Raw genomic sequence first — 15299 nt, forward strand, 5'->3', positions numbered from 1 at the left:
GTTGTGTCCGGGCGCCCCCGGGGGTCCCTGGGGGGTACGGGCCGGTTAACCCTGTCGGGGGGGCGGTGTGTGGGGGGGGGCCCGCGCCCGCGGGGGGGGGCCGGCCCCCCGGGGCGCGGCCACGGTGTCGTTCGGGCCGGGACCCGTGGACGTCAGGTCGTCCAGGAGACGGTGAACGCCTCGGTGTCGATCAGGCGCTGCGTCTGGACGAAGCTGCCGTACTTCCCGCCGGCCGCCTTGTTGACCGGGAGCGGGACGTGGCCCCGCACGCACGACTCCTTGTACGTGACCGGGTGTCCGGTCGTCTCACGGAACGTCCAGTTGCCGTTGGTGAATTGGGGGACGATCTCGGCGCACAGCCCGCCGTTCGTGCCGCCCTGGTACGTCCCGGCGAAGGGGAACTCGTCGCAGCTGTCCTCCGGGAACGCGACCGGGTCCAGCTGGGCGAACGGCACCGTGCTCTGCGCGCCGCAGGTGCGCTTGCGGTTCGGCTCGCTGTCGCCCTTCAGTCGCGTGAACTGCGTGGGCATGTTGGGCAGGTAGTTCAGTGCGAAGGCGTAGGTCGCGGCCGCCGCACCGTAGTCCGTCAGGGAGTAGGACAGGTCGGGCCGGACGTCGGCGTAGACGCATCCGGGCGAGCCCTTGCCCGGCTCGTGGACGGCGTTGTCGCAGCGGACCTTGCGCGGATTGGTCCAGTTGACGTTCGGCTGCAGGGGGATGGTGCTGTCCTGCGTGACGTACATGTGGTACTCGTTCGCCAGGGAGTCGACAGCCCCGACGGCGGGCGAGTCCGAGTACAGGACCGTACCCTGCGCCGACGTCCCGGGCGTCAGCGTACGGGCGCCCGCCCAGGGCTTGGCCGCGCCCATCTGGCAGGGCGCCGTACAGCTGGCGTCGAACGCGATGTTGAGGCTCGGCACGTTGCTGGTCGAGGACACCATGGTGACCGTCACCAGTTCGGTCCACATCGAGCTCGTGGCGCTCAGCGACATGCTCAGGTTGATCTTGAGCTGGGCCGAACCGATGGCGGTGCCCTTGTCGTCGCGCAGCGTGTAGGTCGTGGTCATGTCCTTCAGGCACGACCCGAACCGCTCGTACGACCAGTACCCCGCGCTGCCGATCGAGCACGCCCCGGCACCGTCCTGCGTGCTGCTGACGGCCTCGGAAACACTCCTACGACCCGCCGGGCCGTCGGTGACCTGCACGCACTCGGCCGCCGCACCCGCCTTCCCAGGCGCCGACCCCACGGCCACCTCCGTGCACTGAACCCCACCCGGCTCGGCCTTCACCGACAGGTCCTGCCGGTCCGCGGCGCTCACCGCCGTTCCCGGCCCCCGATCCCCGGCAGACCCGCTGCCCCGGTGCCCGACTGAGCCGCCGACATGCCACCCGAAGCGACGACGAGCGAGACCGCGGCCGCCATCGATGCGGCCAGGGCGACCAGGCGCCGACCATGACGTTTCATCAACTTCCCTCCCCAAGAAGGCGCGAGTGCCATCAGTGGCACCAGCTGTCACTTGGGGCACACGGGTCGCAGCGCCCAGTGGGTTCACCCGGGTGGCGCAAGGGGCGAGAACAATACAGAGATACAGAACCGGTGGACGCTGATGGTGTGAGTGGACGTTAAGTCCGTTTCCGGTAGCGGCCTCGTCCGGGTTGAGCGAGGAAGCCTTGGCGGGTGAGGCGTCCGAGGCGGCTGCGGGTGATGTTGACGGACGCACGGGCAGGCGGTTCCCCACATCCGGACGATCGGCCGGATGGCCTCCACGCTCGCCGCGGGACCGGACGCCGCCCGGCGTCGCGGGCTGCTCACCGCAGCCCCTCTCGGTCCGCGACCGCACGGGCCGCTGGAGCACAACAGGTGTCCGGCCCGAGCCGAGGGCCGAGTGAGCCGATGGTACGAACAGCCTCCCCCGGTAGTGACGCGCACGCGAACGTGTGTGGACGGTGACGGGCCGCCACGCCCCGGCTGCCCGATCCGCCATCACCACCCGCACCTGGTGTGCGCGCGATCAGCGATGTGACGCATCGTCAGAAATGGACCCGGAAGCCTGATGAGCCCTAGAAACCGCCTTGGGGTCGGGGGCTCGTTGCATGGCCGAGTGCGTCACCGCCTACGCGGACGTCAGGGTTCGTCCCTCGTCAGGCGCGGCAGTGGAAGATGCCCCAACGTAGTTCCTCGCGGCGGGCGGCAGCCACCCACAGGGGCAGATTGGCCAGCAGGCTGTCGACGTAGGCGGGGCTGATGATGCGGCGCAGTTCCTGTTCGCGCCGGCGCGTCTCCTCCGTGATGTGCTCGTAGTGGCTGAGCAGTTGGTCGCTGCGGTCGTCGAAGTCGGTGTGGGAGAGCCCCAGGCCGGCGAGTGCGCGGCGGTAGAAGTGCGGCGTGGCCAGGGCGTCCACGCCCAGTCGGGAGACGGCGGCGCGCAGGGCGGCGGCGGGGGTGTCTTCGGCGGCCATCACGTCGGTGAAGACCAGGGCCCCCTCCGGCTTGAGGACGCGGACGGCTTCGCTGAGCAGGCGGGGGCGGTCGCCGCTGTGGCAGAAGGCTTCCTGGGACCAGACGACGTCGAAGCTGCGGTCGGGGTAGGGGATGTCGTGGAAGGACCCGGTGACGACCTCGATGAGGTGGTCGAGGCCGCGCTCGGCGTTCGTGGCGCGGTGGCGCTGGTTCTGGGTGTCGCTGAGGTTGAGGGCGATGACTCGGCATCCGAAGCGTTCGGCGAGGTAGCGGGTCGGGCCGCCGTAGCCGGAACCGAGGTCCAGTACCGAGCTGCCCGCGCGGACCAGGTCGCCGACCTTGTCCGCGGCCTGTTCGACGGTGTGACGAGAGGCGTCCGCGACGGATGCGTCCGCCCGGGCGTAGATCCCGGTGTGGATGTTCTCGCCGCCCCACACCGCGTCGTAGAACGCGTCGACGTCTGCGGTGCCGTAGTAGCTGCGGGTCGCTTCCTCGGAGCTCGCTGCGCTGCCGTGAGGCATGGTTTCTCCTCGCCCTGTCGTCCCGGTCGTGGTCCACCTACCAGCACACCCGACCTCCCGCCGCCCTGCCAGGCGGGAAACCGGCCAACCGGGAGGTAGGTGAACTCCGACAGGGCGCTTTCCAGGGCTCGTTGCCTGCGGGTGGCATTGACAGCGGGCGGCGTCCGGCTGAATGCTAAGCAAGCGCTTAGTCAACGAGGCCACACCCCCGAGGACCCCGAGGAGCCGCCCGATGCCCGAGACCCCCGCCGAGCCGCCCGGGCTGGACCTGGCCCGCCTCCGCGCCCACCTGGACCGGGAGCTGCCCGGCCTCGTCCAGGGCCCGCTGCGGGCCGACCTCGTCGAGGGGGGCCGCTCCAACCTCACGTACGTCCTCACCGACGGCACCGGCGGCACCGACCGCTGGGTGCTGCGCCGCCCGCCGCTCGGGCACGTCCTGGCCACCGCGCACGACATGGGCCGCGAGTACCGCGTCATGACCGCCCTGCGCGACACCGACGTGCCCGTCCCGCGTACCCTGCTGCTCGATCCCGGCACGGACGTGCTCGGCGCCCCCTGGTACCTGATGGAGTTCGTCCCCGGCGTCGCGCACCGGGCCCTCGCCCCGATCGCCGCCCTCGGCGAGCAGCGCGTCCACGCGCTCGGGCGGCGGCTGGTCGACACCCTCGCCGCCCTGCACCGGATCGACCCGGCCGACGTCGGCCTCGCGGACTTCGGCCGCCCCGACGGCTACCTGGAGCGCCAACTGCGCCGCTGGTCCACCCAGTTGGCGAATTCCCGCAGCCGTGAACTGCCCGAGGTGGAGCGGCTGCACGCCCTGCTCGCCGAGCGGCGGCCGATCTCCCCGGCGCCCGCCCTGGTGCACGGCGACTACCGGCTGGACAACGTGCTGGTCGGCGACGGCGACGCGATCACCGCCGTGCTGGACTGGGAGATGTCCACCCTCGGCGACCCGCTCACCGATGTCGGCCTGCTGGTGATGTACACCGAGGTCGCCGGCGTCGGCGGCGGCATCATCCCCTCCGCCGCGACCGCCCCCGGCTTTCCGAAGCCGGACGAACTCGTCGCGTACTACGCCGAGTTGACCGGCCGGCAGGCCGCCGACCTGGACTGGTACGTCGCCTTCGCCTCCTTCAAACTCGCCGTCGTCGCCGAGGGCATCCACTACCGCTACCAGCAGGGCCGCACGCTCGGCGCGGGCTTCGAGCGGGCCGGCGAGATGGCCCCGATCCTCGCCCGGTACGGCCTGAGCACCCTCAAGGAGCACTGACCGATGGACTTCGCCTACGACGCCCGCACCAACGAACTCCGCGAGCAGCTGCTGGCCTTCATGGACCAGCACGTGCACCCGGCGGAGGCGGCCCTCGCGCGGCAGCTCGCCGACCCGGCCCGCGAGGCCTGGAGCATCCCGCCCGTGGTCGCCGAACTCCAGGCCGAGGCACGCAAACAGGGCCTGTGGAACCTCTTCCTCCCCGGGGAGCGCGGCGCCGGCCTGACCAACCTCCAGTACGCCCCGCTCGCCGAAATCACCGGCCGCAGCCCGCACTTGGCCCCGCCAGCGCTCAACTGCGCGGCCCCCGACACCGGCAACATGGAACTGCTCTCCCAGTTCGGCACCGCCGAGCAGCACGAGCGCTGGCTGCGCCCGCTGCTGGACGCCGAGATCCGCTCCGCCTTCGCGATGACCGAGCCCGAGGTCGCCTCCTCGGACGCCACCAACATCGCCACCCGGATCGAGCGCGACGGCGACGAGTACGTCGTCAACGGCCGCAAGTGGTACATCACCGGGGCGATGAACCCGCAGTGCCGGATCCTCATCGTGATGGGCAAGACCGACCCGGCCGCCGAACCGCACCGCCAGCAGAGCATGGTGCTCGTCCCGCGCGACACCCCCGGCGTCACCGTCAGGCGCGGCATGACGGTCTTCGGCTACGACGACGCGGACCACGGCGGCCACGCCGAGGTGCTGTTCGAGGACGTCCGCGTCCCGGTCGGGAACCTGATCGGGGAGGAGGGCGCGGGCTTCGCCATCGCGCAGGCCCGGCTCGGCCCCGGCCGGATCCACCACTGCATGCGCGCGATCGGCATCGCCGAGCGCGCCCTGGAGCTGATGTGCCGCCGGGTTAACGGGCGGGTCGCCTTCGGCCGGCCGCTCGCCGAGCAGGGCGTGGTGCAGGACTGGATCGCCGAATCCCGGGTCAGGATCGAGCAGTTGCGGCTGCTGGTGCTCAAGACCGCCTGGCTGATGGACACCGTCGGCAACCGGGGCGCGCACACCGAGATCCAGGCGATCAAGATCGCCACCCCGCGCACCGTCGAATGGATCCTCGACAAGGCCGTCCAGGCGCACGGCGCCGCGGGTGTCAGCCAGGACACCCCGCTCGCGCAGCTCTGGGCCGGCAACCGCACCCTGCGGCTGGCCGACGGACCGGACGAGGTGCACAAGCGCTCGCTGGCCCGGCGCGAGCTGCGGCGGCACCCGTAGGGGTGTCATACCGGAGTACTCAGGGGCAGGTTGGCTCCTGGGTATGACGGCTGCGGTCCGCCCCCGCCCGTACTGTCCTGATCAGCAGGCCAGCAGATCAGCAGATCAGCAGCCTGGCGGGCTGGCAGATCAACGGGGACGAGGAGAGACATCATGGGCGGGCGGGGACGGGCCGTGGCGGCGGTACTTCTGGCGGCGACGGCGGTGCTCGGAGTGGCCGGCGCCCCCGGGGCGGTGGCGGCAGCACCGGCGCCCGGGGCGGACGGCGGTGGCGAGCGCCAGGCCCGGGCCTGGCTGCCGGAGCCCACCGGGCCGTACCCGATCGGCACCACCACGCTGCACCTGACCGACACCGGGCGGGAGGACCCCTGGAAGCCCGGGCAGCGCCGCGAGCTGATGATCAGCCTCTGGTACCCGACCGCCCGCCCGGCCACCGGCGCCGACCGCGCCCGCTACATGGACCCCGCCGCCGGCGAACACTTCGGCACCGAGGGCAGCATCGGCCAGGCGAACCACGGCGCCACACCCGGCCGCACCGACTGGGCCGGCATCCGCACCCACGCCCGGCCGGACGCCCCCGCCCTGCCCGGCGGCCCGCGCCCGGTGGTGCTGTACTCGGCCGGCCTCGGCGACCCGCGCACCTGGGGCACGGGCCTGGTCGAGGACCTGGCCTCGCGCGGCTACGTCGTGGTGACGCTGGACCACACCTACGAGGCCTCCGAAGTCGCCTTCCCCGACGGGAACCTGGCCACCTCCGTGTTCCCCGCGCTGGTCGGACAGCCCGGCCTGGACATCGGCGCGGTGCTGCGCAAGTCGATGCAGACCAGGGTGGACGACACCCGCTTCGTACTGGACGAACTCGGCGGCCTGCGCCTGGACCCACGGCTGCCGGCCGGCCTCGCCGCCTCGCTGGACCTCGACCGGATCGGCATGGTCGGCCACTCGGCGGGCGGCTTCACCGCCCTCCAGGCCATGCACGACGACCCGCGCATCGCGGCCGGCGTCAACCTGGACGGCCAACTGCACTTCCCCGGGCCGGACGGCCACACCGGGGTGGACCTGCCCAGCGTCGCCCAGGACGGCCTGGACCGCCCGTTCCTGCTGATGGGCACCCGCAACGAGGACTCCGGGGACTACCACCGGCAGCCCGGCTGGGACGCCCTCTGGCAGCACAGCACCGGCTGGCACGCCGACGTCACGCTGAACGGCTCCCGGCACGGCTCCTACACCGACGCGCAGTCCCTGCTGCCCCAGCTCGCCCGGCAGGGCGCGATCACCCCGGAGCGGCTGAGCGCCGACGTCGGCGACATCCGCCCCGACCGGGCGGTGCTCGCCACCCGCTCCTACGTCGCGTCCTTCCTCGACCGCTGGCTGCGCGGACACGACGACCACCTGCTGGACGGGCCCTCGGCGCGCTTCCCGGAGATGGTGTACGAGCGTTAGGCGTACTGACCGCCGGGGAGCGAAGACGAACAGTCGGGAAACTCGCACCCTCCCTCAAGCTGCCGCAATAACCTGTCCGGCATCAGCCCGAGTTGGAGAGGAACGCCATGAACTCACTTGCCGTGTACGGACGTTGTGGAGCATCGCTGGCCGCCTGCGTGCTGCTCCTGGCCTCTGGCGGCGGGACCGCCGTCGCCGACGACAGGGCGCCGGCAGTGGCGGGGGCAGGGGCAGTGGTAGTGGCGGGGGTGGTCACCGTCCCGGTCGGGACCCTGGTCTCCGGGATGGCGGTCAGCCCGGCCGGGGACAAGATCTACGTCACGGCCGACGGCGCGCTCAAGACCGTCGACACCGGGACGGACACCGTCACCGCGCAGATCCCGCTGGCCAACGCCGAGAGCGACTACCACCAGACCGTGATCAGCCCTGACGGCAGGCGCGTGTACGTCGTGAGCGGTCTCGTCATGAACGTGGTCGACACCACGACCGGCACCCTCCTCGCCGCCGCACCGCTGCCGCCGCAGAACAAGCCCGCCGCCTGGTCCACCGGCCGTACGCACGACATCGCGCTCAGCGCCGACGGCGCGACGGTCTACGTCACCCAGGCCGGCGCGACGGGCTACAACGTGCCGCCGATCCCCCCGCCCGGGGTGCCCGCCGAGACTCCCGGACGAGTGCTGACCTTCTCGACCGCGCAGAACGCGTTCACCGGCGAGGTCGCGCTGCCCGGGTTTTACGCGCAGTCGATCGCCCTGCGGCCCGGCGGTCGTGACGCCTACGTCGCCGCCGGGTCCGGGCTGGTGCACCTCGACACCTCGGGCGCCCCCGGGGCCGCGCCGACCGTGGTCGGCTCGGTGTCGAACCTCCGGCAGGCGATCCGTCAGGCGGCGTTCACCCCCGACGGCACCCACCTGTTCGCCGTCGCCGACAGCGCCGCCAACCAGGTCTTCCCCGTCGACCCCGCCACCGACGCCGCGCAGGCACCCGTCACGCTCGCGCCGGTCGCCTCCGCCGGACTCACCGGTGTCTCCGTCAGCCCGGACGGGACCCGTCTGCGCACCGTTCGGTATGACCGCGATCCGCGGGCGGTCGCGCTGGTGGCCTTCGACACCGCCACCTACGCTCCGGTGCCGACCGAGACGGTCCCCTTCACCCTGGACAGCGTCAGCGACACGGCGGTGAGCGCCGACCGCAGCACCGTCTACGCGTTCGGCTGGCGCAACGCCACCCGCGACACCGCCCTCCAGATCGTCACCCGCTGACCGGAGTCCCCCGCTGTCCGCCGGGGGAGCGCCGCCCTCCTGTCGAGTACGGACGGAGGGCGGCACGGCGAGGGACCTACGGCGCCCTGCGCGTTCCGCGCAGGGCCGGGGGCCCTGCCGGCCTTGGCTCCGCCCGGCCCAGGAACACGAGCCCGCCCGCCGCAGCACCTGAACCGCCGCCGGTCGTCAGTCCCCCAGGACGGCGATCCGGCCGGTGCTGCGCCCGGCGGCGACGAGCCGGACGGCGTCGGCGGCCCCGGCGAGCGGCACCCGGGCGCTCACCAGCGGGCGGACCGCGCCCCGGTCGGCGAGCCGGGTCAGCTCGCCGTGGGCGGCGCGGACGGCCTGCGGATCGTGGGTGTTGTAGAGGCCCCAGTGCAGGCCGAGGATGGCGTAGTTCTTCACCAGCGCGTGGTTGAGCGCCGGCGCAGGGATCCGGCCGGCGGCGAAGCCGACCACCACGATCCGGCCCTCGAAGGCGACGCACTTGGTGGAGCCGGTGTAGGCGTCCCCGCCGACCGGGTCGAAGACCACGTCCGCGCCGCGCCCGCCGGTGAACTCCTTGACGGCGGCGACGAAGTCCCCGGCCGTCCGGTCCACCACCAGGTCGGCGCCGAGCACCCGGGCCGCCTGCGCCTTGGCGGGGCCGCCGACCACGGCGACCACCCGGGCCCCGGCGGCCCGGCCCAACTGGACCGCCGCGCTGCCCACGCCGCCCGCCGCCGCGTGCACCAGCAGCGTCTCGCCGGCCGCCAGCCGGGCCCGGCGGTGCAGGGCGAACCACGCGGTCTGGTAGCCGATGTGCAGCGCGGCCGCCTCGGCGTCGTCCAGCGCCCCGGGCGCGGGGAAGGCGGCCGTCGCGTCCAGCAGGGCGTACTCGGCGAAGGCGCCGTGCGGCAGCACCGGGTTGCCGATCAGCCGCTCGCCCCGCCGCGCGCCGTCCGCCACCTCGCCGCACAGCTCCACGCCGGGCGTGAACGGCAGCGGCGGGCGGACCTGGTACTGGCCGCGCACCATCAGCGCGTCCGGGAAGTTGACCGCCGCGGCCCGCACCCGGACCAGCAGCTGCCCCGGCCCGGCCACCGGCCGCGCCACGTCGTCGGCCAGCCGCATCACCTCGCCCGGCTCGCCGAACTGTTCCACCTGCCAGGCCCTCACAGCGCCTCGCTCCTCTCCAGCCCCTGCTGGAGCCGGTTCATCCCGTTGATCCAGCGGTCCGGTTCGGTGGCCCGGACCCGGTAGTACTCGGCGACCTCGGGGTGCGGCAGGATCAGGAAGCGGCCCTCGCGCAGCCCGGCCAGCGCCGCCTCGGCGACGTCCTCCGGGTCCAGCGCGGTGGGTGCGAGCAGCGCCTCGCCGACCGCGCCGGTCGAGGCGAGCATGTCGGTGCGCACGCCCTGCGGGCAGAGCGCGTGCACCCGGACGCCGCGGTGGCGGTACGTCGCGGAGAGCCACTCGGCGAAGGCGAGCGCGCCGTGCTTGGTGACCGCGTACGGGGCCGATCCCAACATGGTGAGCAGCCCGGCGGCGGAGACCGTGGCGAGGAAGCGGCCCCCGCCGCGCTCCAGCCAGCGGGGGAGCAGCAGTTCGGCGGCCCGGACGTGGGCGAGGACGTTGACCTCCCAGGCACTCGCCCAGGCCGCGGCGGGCGCGTCGGCCCCGCCGACCGGGGCGACGCCCGCGTTGGCGCACCACACGTCGATCTCGCCGAGCGCGGCCCGGGCCTGCCCGACCAGGGCGGCCAGCCCCTCGGGGGAGGCGGCGTCCCCGGGGGCGGCGGTGCCGCCGCAGTCCCTGGCGACGGCGCGGGCGGCCTCGGCGTCCAGGTCGTTGACCACCACCCGGGCGCCGGCCGCGGCGAAGGCCCGGGCCAGGGCGGCGCCGATACCGCGCCCGCCGCCGGTCACCACCACGCCCTGGCCGGCGAAGTCCGTCGCCGGTGCCTCCTGGTCCGCTGTGTCCGTCGCCCGTGCGTCCTGGTCCGCTGCGTCGGTCGCCGGTGCGTCCTGGTCCGCTGCGTCGGTCGCCGGTGCGTCCTGGTCCGCTGCGTCCGTTGCCGGTGCGTCGTGGTCCGCCGTGCCGCTCACAGGCCGCCGCCGAGGGTGACGCCGCCGTCCACGACCAGGGTCTGGCCGGTGATCCAGGCGGCGTCCGCGGAGAGCAGGAAGGCGACCGCGCCCGCGACGTCCTCGGGCACGCCGAGCCGGCCGAGCGGGTAGGCGGCGGCGACCTGCTCCTCCCGGCCCTCGTACAGGGCCTCGGCGAACCTGGTCTTGACCACGGCGGGGGCGACGGCGTTGACCCGGATGCCCTGGCCGCCCAGTTCGGCGGCGAGTTCGGTGGTGAGCCGGATCAGCGCGGCCTTGCTGACCCCGTACATGCCGATCCCGAGCGAGGAGCGGATGCCCGCGACGGAGGCCACGTTGACCACCGAGCCGCCGTGCTCGCCCATCCAGGCGGCGTGCGCGCGGCGGGTCCAGGCCAGCGGGGCCAGCACGTTGACGGCGAGGATCTTGGCGGCGGCGGCCTCGTCGGCGTCGAGGACCGGGCCGTAGAGGGGGTTGATGCCGGTGTTGTTGACCAGGTGGTCGAGCCGGCCGAAGGCCTCCAGGGTGCTGGTGACGGCCTCCTCCTGGTGGACCGGGTCGTCGGTCCTGCCGGCGACGGCGATGGCGTTCTCCGGCCCGCCCAGGTCGTGGACGGCCTCGGCGAGCGGCTCGGGGTTGCGGGCGGTCAGGCAGACCTTGGCGCCGCGGGCGACCAGCTCGCGTGCGATGCCGAGGCCGATGCCCCGGCTCGATCCGGTGACGACGGCCACCCGGCCCTTGAAGGAGTACGCCACGGAGGGTCCTGCCTTTCGCGCGGAACGTTCGACGGGGGTGCCGGGTGGTCGGAGACGCCGGTTCGGCGGGGATGCCCGGTCGGCGGGTGTGCCGGTCCACCGGCTGACTAAGCGCTTGCTCAGCACGGTGTCGGTGCGGGAGCCTGTCAACAGTCCGTCGACCGGGCGGCGGGAATGTGTGTACGAGTTCTCTGGGAGGATGGCGCCATGACCAGCACGCCCATCGCCGACCTCTGGCGCACCCTGCCCGGCGGCGCCGACTCCCGCCCCGAGGCGGCGTACCGGCTGCTCCAGGCGGCCGTCGAATCCTTCGCGGAGCGCGGTTTCCACGCCACCACCACCCGGGACATCGCCACCGCCGCGGGGATGAGCCCGGCGGCGCTGTACATCCACTACCAGTCCAAGGCCGCGCTGCTGGCCGAGATCAGCCAGGCCGGGCACGCGGCCACGCTGGAACTGGTCCGGGCGGCGGCGGCCGGTGAGGGCGGCCCGGTGGACCGGATGCGCCGGCTGGTCGAGGAGTTCACCACCTGGCACGCCCGGGCCCGCACGGTCGGCCGGGTGGTCAACTACGAGCTGCACGCGCTGCCCGAGGACGCCTACGCGGTGGTCGCGGCGCTGCGGCTGGACATCGAGCGCGAGGTCAGCGCGCTGATCGAGGCGGGCGTGGCGGCCGGCGCCTTCCAGGTGTCCGAAGTCCGGACGGCGGCCCGTGCGGTCACCTCGCTGGGCATCGACGTCTCCCGCTGGTTCACCGACCGATCCACCGAGACGCCGGATGAACTCGGCCGACGCTACGGCGAGTTGGTGCTGCGGATGCTCGGCGCCCGGGTCTGATCCGCCGGTCCGCCCGGCGACCGGTAAGGTGACAACTCAGTTGCCATGTGCTCCGAGGAGGACCGATGACACGTCAGATCGGTGATGTACCCGCCCTGTTGGCCGAAGCCTGGGTCTCCTGGGCGGAACGCGGCGCGGCCCTGGACGACGCGTCGTGGGGGCTCGCCACCCGGCTGCCCGGCTGGACCGTCCGGGATCTGTACGCGCACGTGGCGCCGGTGCCGGAGATGTTCGCCGGGCTGCGCGGGGCCCTGGTGGACGGCCCGGCCGAGGTGACCACCGGGGTCGGCATCCTGCGGGCCTACAACCGGCCGGGCGGGATCGCGCACACCGCCGCCGAGCAGGTCGCCGAGGCGGCGAAGCAGACCGCCGCGGCAGCCGAACCGGCCGAGCTGGTCGCCCGCTTCGGGGCCGAGGGCCCGGCGGCCCTGGCCGGCATCGCCGACCTGCCGCCCACCGCCGCGGTGGCCCACCCGCTGCTCGGCTCGGTGACGGTCGGCGCGCTCGGCGAGGTGGCGCTGATGGAGGCGACCGTCCACCTGCTCGACCTGATCGCGACGATCGGCGGCCCGCCGCCGTCGGACGGCGCCCTGCACTTCACCCGCACCCTGCTCGCCGAGGTCGCCGACCCGGTGGCCTTCATCGAGGCGGCAGCCGGTCGCGACACCACGGCGGTCCTGCCCGTCATCCGCTGACACCGGGGCGCGGCGCGTAGGCCGCGACGGCGGAGCCGGGCTCGGGGTGGACGGCGGCCGGGCCCGCGCTCCCGCCGGGCGGGCCCGCGGGGGCCGTCGCCGCAGGTCCTGCGGCTCGGGGCCGGTTTGCGGGCTGTGGCACGATGCCCGCAGGCCGGTCACCAGGGACGGCCCGCGCCACGCCGCAGGCACGAGCGGCGGGCGGTTCCACCGCACGCAGAATGAGGACCCGCCATGTCCGAGACCATCCCCAGCCACGCCCGGCCCACCGGGCAGCCCGCCTTCCGCCCCGCGACGCTCGCCGACGTACCGGCGCTGGTCGAGCTGGTCGAGTCCGCCTACCGCGGCGACGCCAGCCGGGCCGGCTGGACCACCGAGGCGGACCTGCTGGAGGGCCAGCGCACCGACGCCGAGGGCGTCGCCGCGGTCATCGGTCGCTCCGACGGGGTGCTGCTGGTCGCCGAGCGGGACGGCCGGCTGGTCGCCTGCTGCCAGCTGGAGCACCGCGGGGACCGCGCGTACTTCGGCATGTTCTCGGTGCGTCCCGGGCTCCAGGGCGGCGGCCTCGGCCGGGCCGTGCTCGCCGAGGCCGAGCGGCTGGCCGGCCAGGAGTGGGGCGTGGGCGAGCTGGAGATGACCGTGATCGAGCAGCGCGCCGACCTGATCGCCTGGTACGAGCGGCGGGGCTTCCGCCGGACCGGGGTCTTCACGCCGTTCCCGTACGGCGACGAGCGTTTCGGCGTCCCGCTGCGCCCCGATCTGCGGTTCGAGAAGCTGACGAAGGCGCTGAAGGAGTCGCTGGGGGAGGCCTGACCGCAGGGGTGCGGGCCGGCGGTGCTCGGGGTCGAATCCATGATCGCTTGACGGTTCGTCGGTACGTGATGACATGTCAAGTCACTGACCAGGGGCGATGCGGAGATGTCATACCTCGTTCATGATTGGTCTAGGCCAATGTGAGAGGCTGAGGGCGAACGGCCACGTTCCGTCCCATGCCCAGGGGGGCCACTTCCGCATGCCCGTACTCCATGGCACCGCCATGCCCGCGCCCGTCCCCGGCCCGCGCCGGATCCCCGCGGACCCCGACCTCCGCCTGCCCAGCCCGCCCGACGACGAGGAGCTCTACTGGTACTTCGGCCCGCAGCGCCGCTGGGTGCTGCTCTGCGCCACCCTCTCCTACGCGGGAGCCACCGCCACCCTCGGCCTGTTCGCCCTCAGCCGGCCGCTGCTCTGGCCCTTCCTGGTGCTCACCGTGCTCAACGCGGCCACCTGGCTGCTCTCGCTCACCGACGGCCAGCGCGCCCGCCGCTACACCCGCGACTCGCACGATCTGCTGATGCGCGCCTGGCAGCCCGCCCGCCACCCGAGCGTCGACCTGCTGCTGCCGACCGCCGGCGAGCCGCTGGCCGTCCTGGAGAACGCCTACCGCCACACCGTCGCCGTCCAGTGGGCCGGCGCGCTGACCGTCATCGTCCTCGACGACGCCGCCCGCCCCGAGGTGCGCGAACTCGCCGAGTCCTACGGCTTCCAGTACCGGGCCCGCCCCGACCGCGGCCGGTTCAAGAAGGCCGGCAACCTCAACCACGGCCTGGCCGAGGGCAACGGCGAGATCGTCGCCGTCCTGGACGCCGACTTCTGCCCCCGCCCCGACTTCCTGCACCACCTGGTGCCCTACCTCGACAACCCCGAGGTCGGCATCGTGCAGAGCCCGCAGTGCTTCGACACGGACGCCGACATGTCCTGGCTCGAACGCGCCGCGGGAGCCACCCAGGAGATCTTCTACCGCTGGATCCAGCCCTCCCGGGACGCGCAGGACGGCACCGTCTGCTGCGGCACCAACGCCCTCTACCGCCGCGCCGCACTCATGCGCGTCGGAGGCTTCGCCGAGATCGACCACAGCGAGGACCTCTACACCGGCCTCTCGCTCGCCCGCGCCGGGTGGACCACCCGGTACGTGCCCGCCCTGGTCGCCAAGGGCATGTCGCCCACCGGCCTGCCCGCCTTCATCAGCCAGCAGTACCGCTGGTGCCTCGGCTCCCTGGCGCTCGTCCGCGACCCGGACTTCCGCCGCGGACCGCTCCCTCGCTCCGCCCGGCTCTGCTTCTGGAACGGCATCCTCGGCTACGTCACCAGCGCGGTGAACGTCTTCGCCGTCCCGCTGCCCGCCCTGATCATGCTGTTCTTCGCCCCCGGTGAGATCCAGCCGTGGCAGGTGCTGCCGTTCCTGCCGCCGATCTGGGTCTCGCTCGTCCTGCTGCCCGCGATGTCCCGCACCCGCTGGCGCTTCGAGGTCACCCGGGTCCAACTCCTCGGCGGGCTCTGCCACGTGGTCGCCATCGCGCACGCGCTGCGCCGCCGCAGTGCCGACTGGGTGCCCACCGGCGCCGTGTCGGGCGGCAGTTCACTGGCCAAGGCGGTCGCCCGGATCGGCGTCGGCTGGCTGGGGTTCGTCGTCCTCGCGGGCATCGCCGGACTCGTGCGCGCGGCCATGCTGTACGGCTGGCAGCCCTTCTGGGCGCTCACCGCGCTGCTCGCGCTCACCGCGTACACCATGATCCCGCTGATCCGGTCCCTGTGGCCGCTCCTGCGCGGTGGCAACGGGGCCGCCGTCGGAGAGGTCGCCGCGCCCGTGCGGCGCCGGTCCGACCTGGGCTTCGGCCACGCGGAGGCCGTCGCCGTCACCGCCGTGCTGCTGCTCTGCGGACTGCTGGCCTCCGGCTGGGCCGATCCGCTGATCTTCTGACGCTCCGTCAACT

General features: G+C 73.6%; 14 protein-coding genes. 9 read left to right on the forward strand and 5 right to left on the reverse strand.

From position 1 onward, the window contains the following. Positions 1–152: 152 nt before the first annotated feature. Positions 153–1067, reverse strand: a complete 915-nt coding sequence (locus tag ACFWPI_RS22565) for a hypothetical protein (protein ID WP_380371495.1) — start codon at positions 1065–1067, stop codon at positions 153–155. Here ACFWPI_RS22565 and ACFWPI_RS22570 point away from each other — a divergent pair. Beyond that, a complete protein-coding gene (locus tag ACFWPI_RS22570; RefSeq protein WP_063352310.1) occupies positions 1066–1266 on the forward strand; it encodes a hypothetical protein in 201 nt (66 codons plus the stop codon). The two genes, ACFWPI_RS22565 and ACFWPI_RS22570, sit on opposite strands and share 2 nt — an antisense overlap. A gap of 876 nt (positions 1267–2142) precedes the next feature. On the opposite strand, the gene ACFWPI_RS22575 is transcribed toward ACFWPI_RS22570, so the two are convergent. Then, positions 2143–2982 (reverse strand): SAM-dependent methyltransferase, encoded by an 840-nt coding sequence (locus ACFWPI_RS22575; protein WP_380371492.1) that lies wholly within the window; start codon positions 2980–2982, stop codon positions 2143–2145. Positions 2983–3214: 232 nt separating this feature from the next. Between ACFWPI_RS22575 and ACFWPI_RS22580 the strand changes: the two genes are divergently transcribed. From ACFWPI_RS22580 to ACFWPI_RS22595, 4 genes are all read left to right on the forward strand, one after another. After that, positions 3215–4252, forward strand: coding sequence for a phosphotransferase family protein (locus ACFWPI_RS22580; RefSeq protein ID WP_380371490.1), 1038 nt, complete (start codon positions 3215–3217; stop codon positions 4250–4252). 3 nt (positions 4253–4255) lie between these two features. After that, the gene (locus ACFWPI_RS22585) at positions 4256–5467 is read left to right on the forward strand and encodes an acyl-CoA dehydrogenase family protein (protein ID WP_380371487.1); all 1212 of its coding nucleotides are present in this window, start codon (positions 4256–4258) and stop codon (positions 5465–5467) included. Positions 5468–5620: 153 nt separating this feature from the next. Continuing rightward, the gene (locus ACFWPI_RS22590; protein ID WP_380371486.1) at positions 5621–6910 is read left to right on the forward strand and encodes an alpha/beta hydrolase family protein; all 1290 of its coding nucleotides are present in this window, start codon (positions 5621–5623) and stop codon (positions 6908–6910) included. 107 nt (positions 6911–7017) lie between these two features. After that, entirely contained in the window at positions 7018–8172 is a 1155-nt protein-coding gene (locus ACFWPI_RS22595; protein ID WP_380371483.1) for a hypothetical protein, read from the forward strand. 186 nt (positions 8173–8358) lie between these two features. On the opposite strand, the gene ACFWPI_RS22600 is transcribed toward ACFWPI_RS22595, so the two are convergent. The 3 genes from ACFWPI_RS22600 to ACFWPI_RS22610 all read right to left on the reverse strand — a co-directional run bounded on the left by ACFWPI_RS22600 (position 8359) and on the right by ACFWPI_RS22610 (position 11014). Further along, positions 8359–9330 carry an NADPH:quinone oxidoreductase family protein gene (locus ACFWPI_RS22600; protein ID WP_380371481.1) on the reverse strand — a complete coding sequence of 324 codons (972 nt, stop codon included), beginning with the start codon at positions 9328–9330 and terminating at the stop codon, positions 8359–8361. Beyond that, on the reverse strand, positions 9327–10085 hold the full coding sequence (locus ACFWPI_RS22605) for an SDR family oxidoreductase (RefSeq protein ID WP_380371597.1): 759 nt from the start codon (positions 10083–10085) through the stop codon (positions 9327–9329). Before ACFWPI_RS22605 ends, ACFWPI_RS22600 begins: the two co-directional genes overlap by 4 nt. Before the next feature lie 170 nt (positions 10086–10255). Further along, positions 10256–11014 carry an SDR family oxidoreductase gene (locus ACFWPI_RS22610; RefSeq protein ID WP_380371478.1) on the reverse strand — a complete coding sequence of 253 codons (759 nt, stop codon included), beginning with the start codon at positions 11012–11014 and terminating at the stop codon, positions 10256–10258. Between the two features lie 207 nt (positions 11015–11221). On the opposite strand from ACFWPI_RS22610, the gene ACFWPI_RS22615 reads away from it, so the two are divergent. From ACFWPI_RS22615 to ACFWPI_RS22630, 4 genes are all read left to right on the forward strand, one after another. Beyond that, positions 11222–11851, forward strand: a complete 630-nt coding sequence (locus ACFWPI_RS22615; RefSeq protein WP_380371475.1) for a TetR/AcrR family transcriptional regulator — start codon at positions 11222–11224, stop codon at positions 11849–11851. 65 nt (positions 11852–11916) lie between these two features. Beyond that, the gene (locus ACFWPI_RS22620; protein ID WP_380371473.1) at positions 11917–12546 is read left to right on the forward strand and encodes a maleylpyruvate isomerase N-terminal domain-containing protein; all 630 of its coding nucleotides are present in this window, start codon (positions 11917–11919) and stop codon (positions 12544–12546) included. A gap of 234 nt (positions 12547–12780) precedes the next feature. Beyond that, on the forward strand, positions 12781–13359 hold the full coding sequence (locus tag ACFWPI_RS22625) for a GNAT family N-acetyltransferase (protein ID WP_380371471.1): 579 nt from the start codon (positions 12781–12783) through the stop codon (positions 13357–13359). Between the two features lie 199 nt (positions 13360–13558). Continuing rightward, on the forward strand, positions 13559–15286 hold the full coding sequence (locus tag ACFWPI_RS22630) for a glycosyltransferase family 2 protein (protein WP_380371468.1): 1728 nt from the start codon (positions 13559–13561) through the stop codon (positions 15284–15286). The last annotated feature ends 13 nt before the right edge of the window (positions 15287–15299 follow it).

The sequence above is a fragment of the Kitasatospora sp. NPDC058492 genome (assembly GCF_042720685.1).
Lineage (GTDB): Bacteria > Actinomycetota > Actinomycetes > Streptomycetales > Streptomycetaceae > Kitasatospora.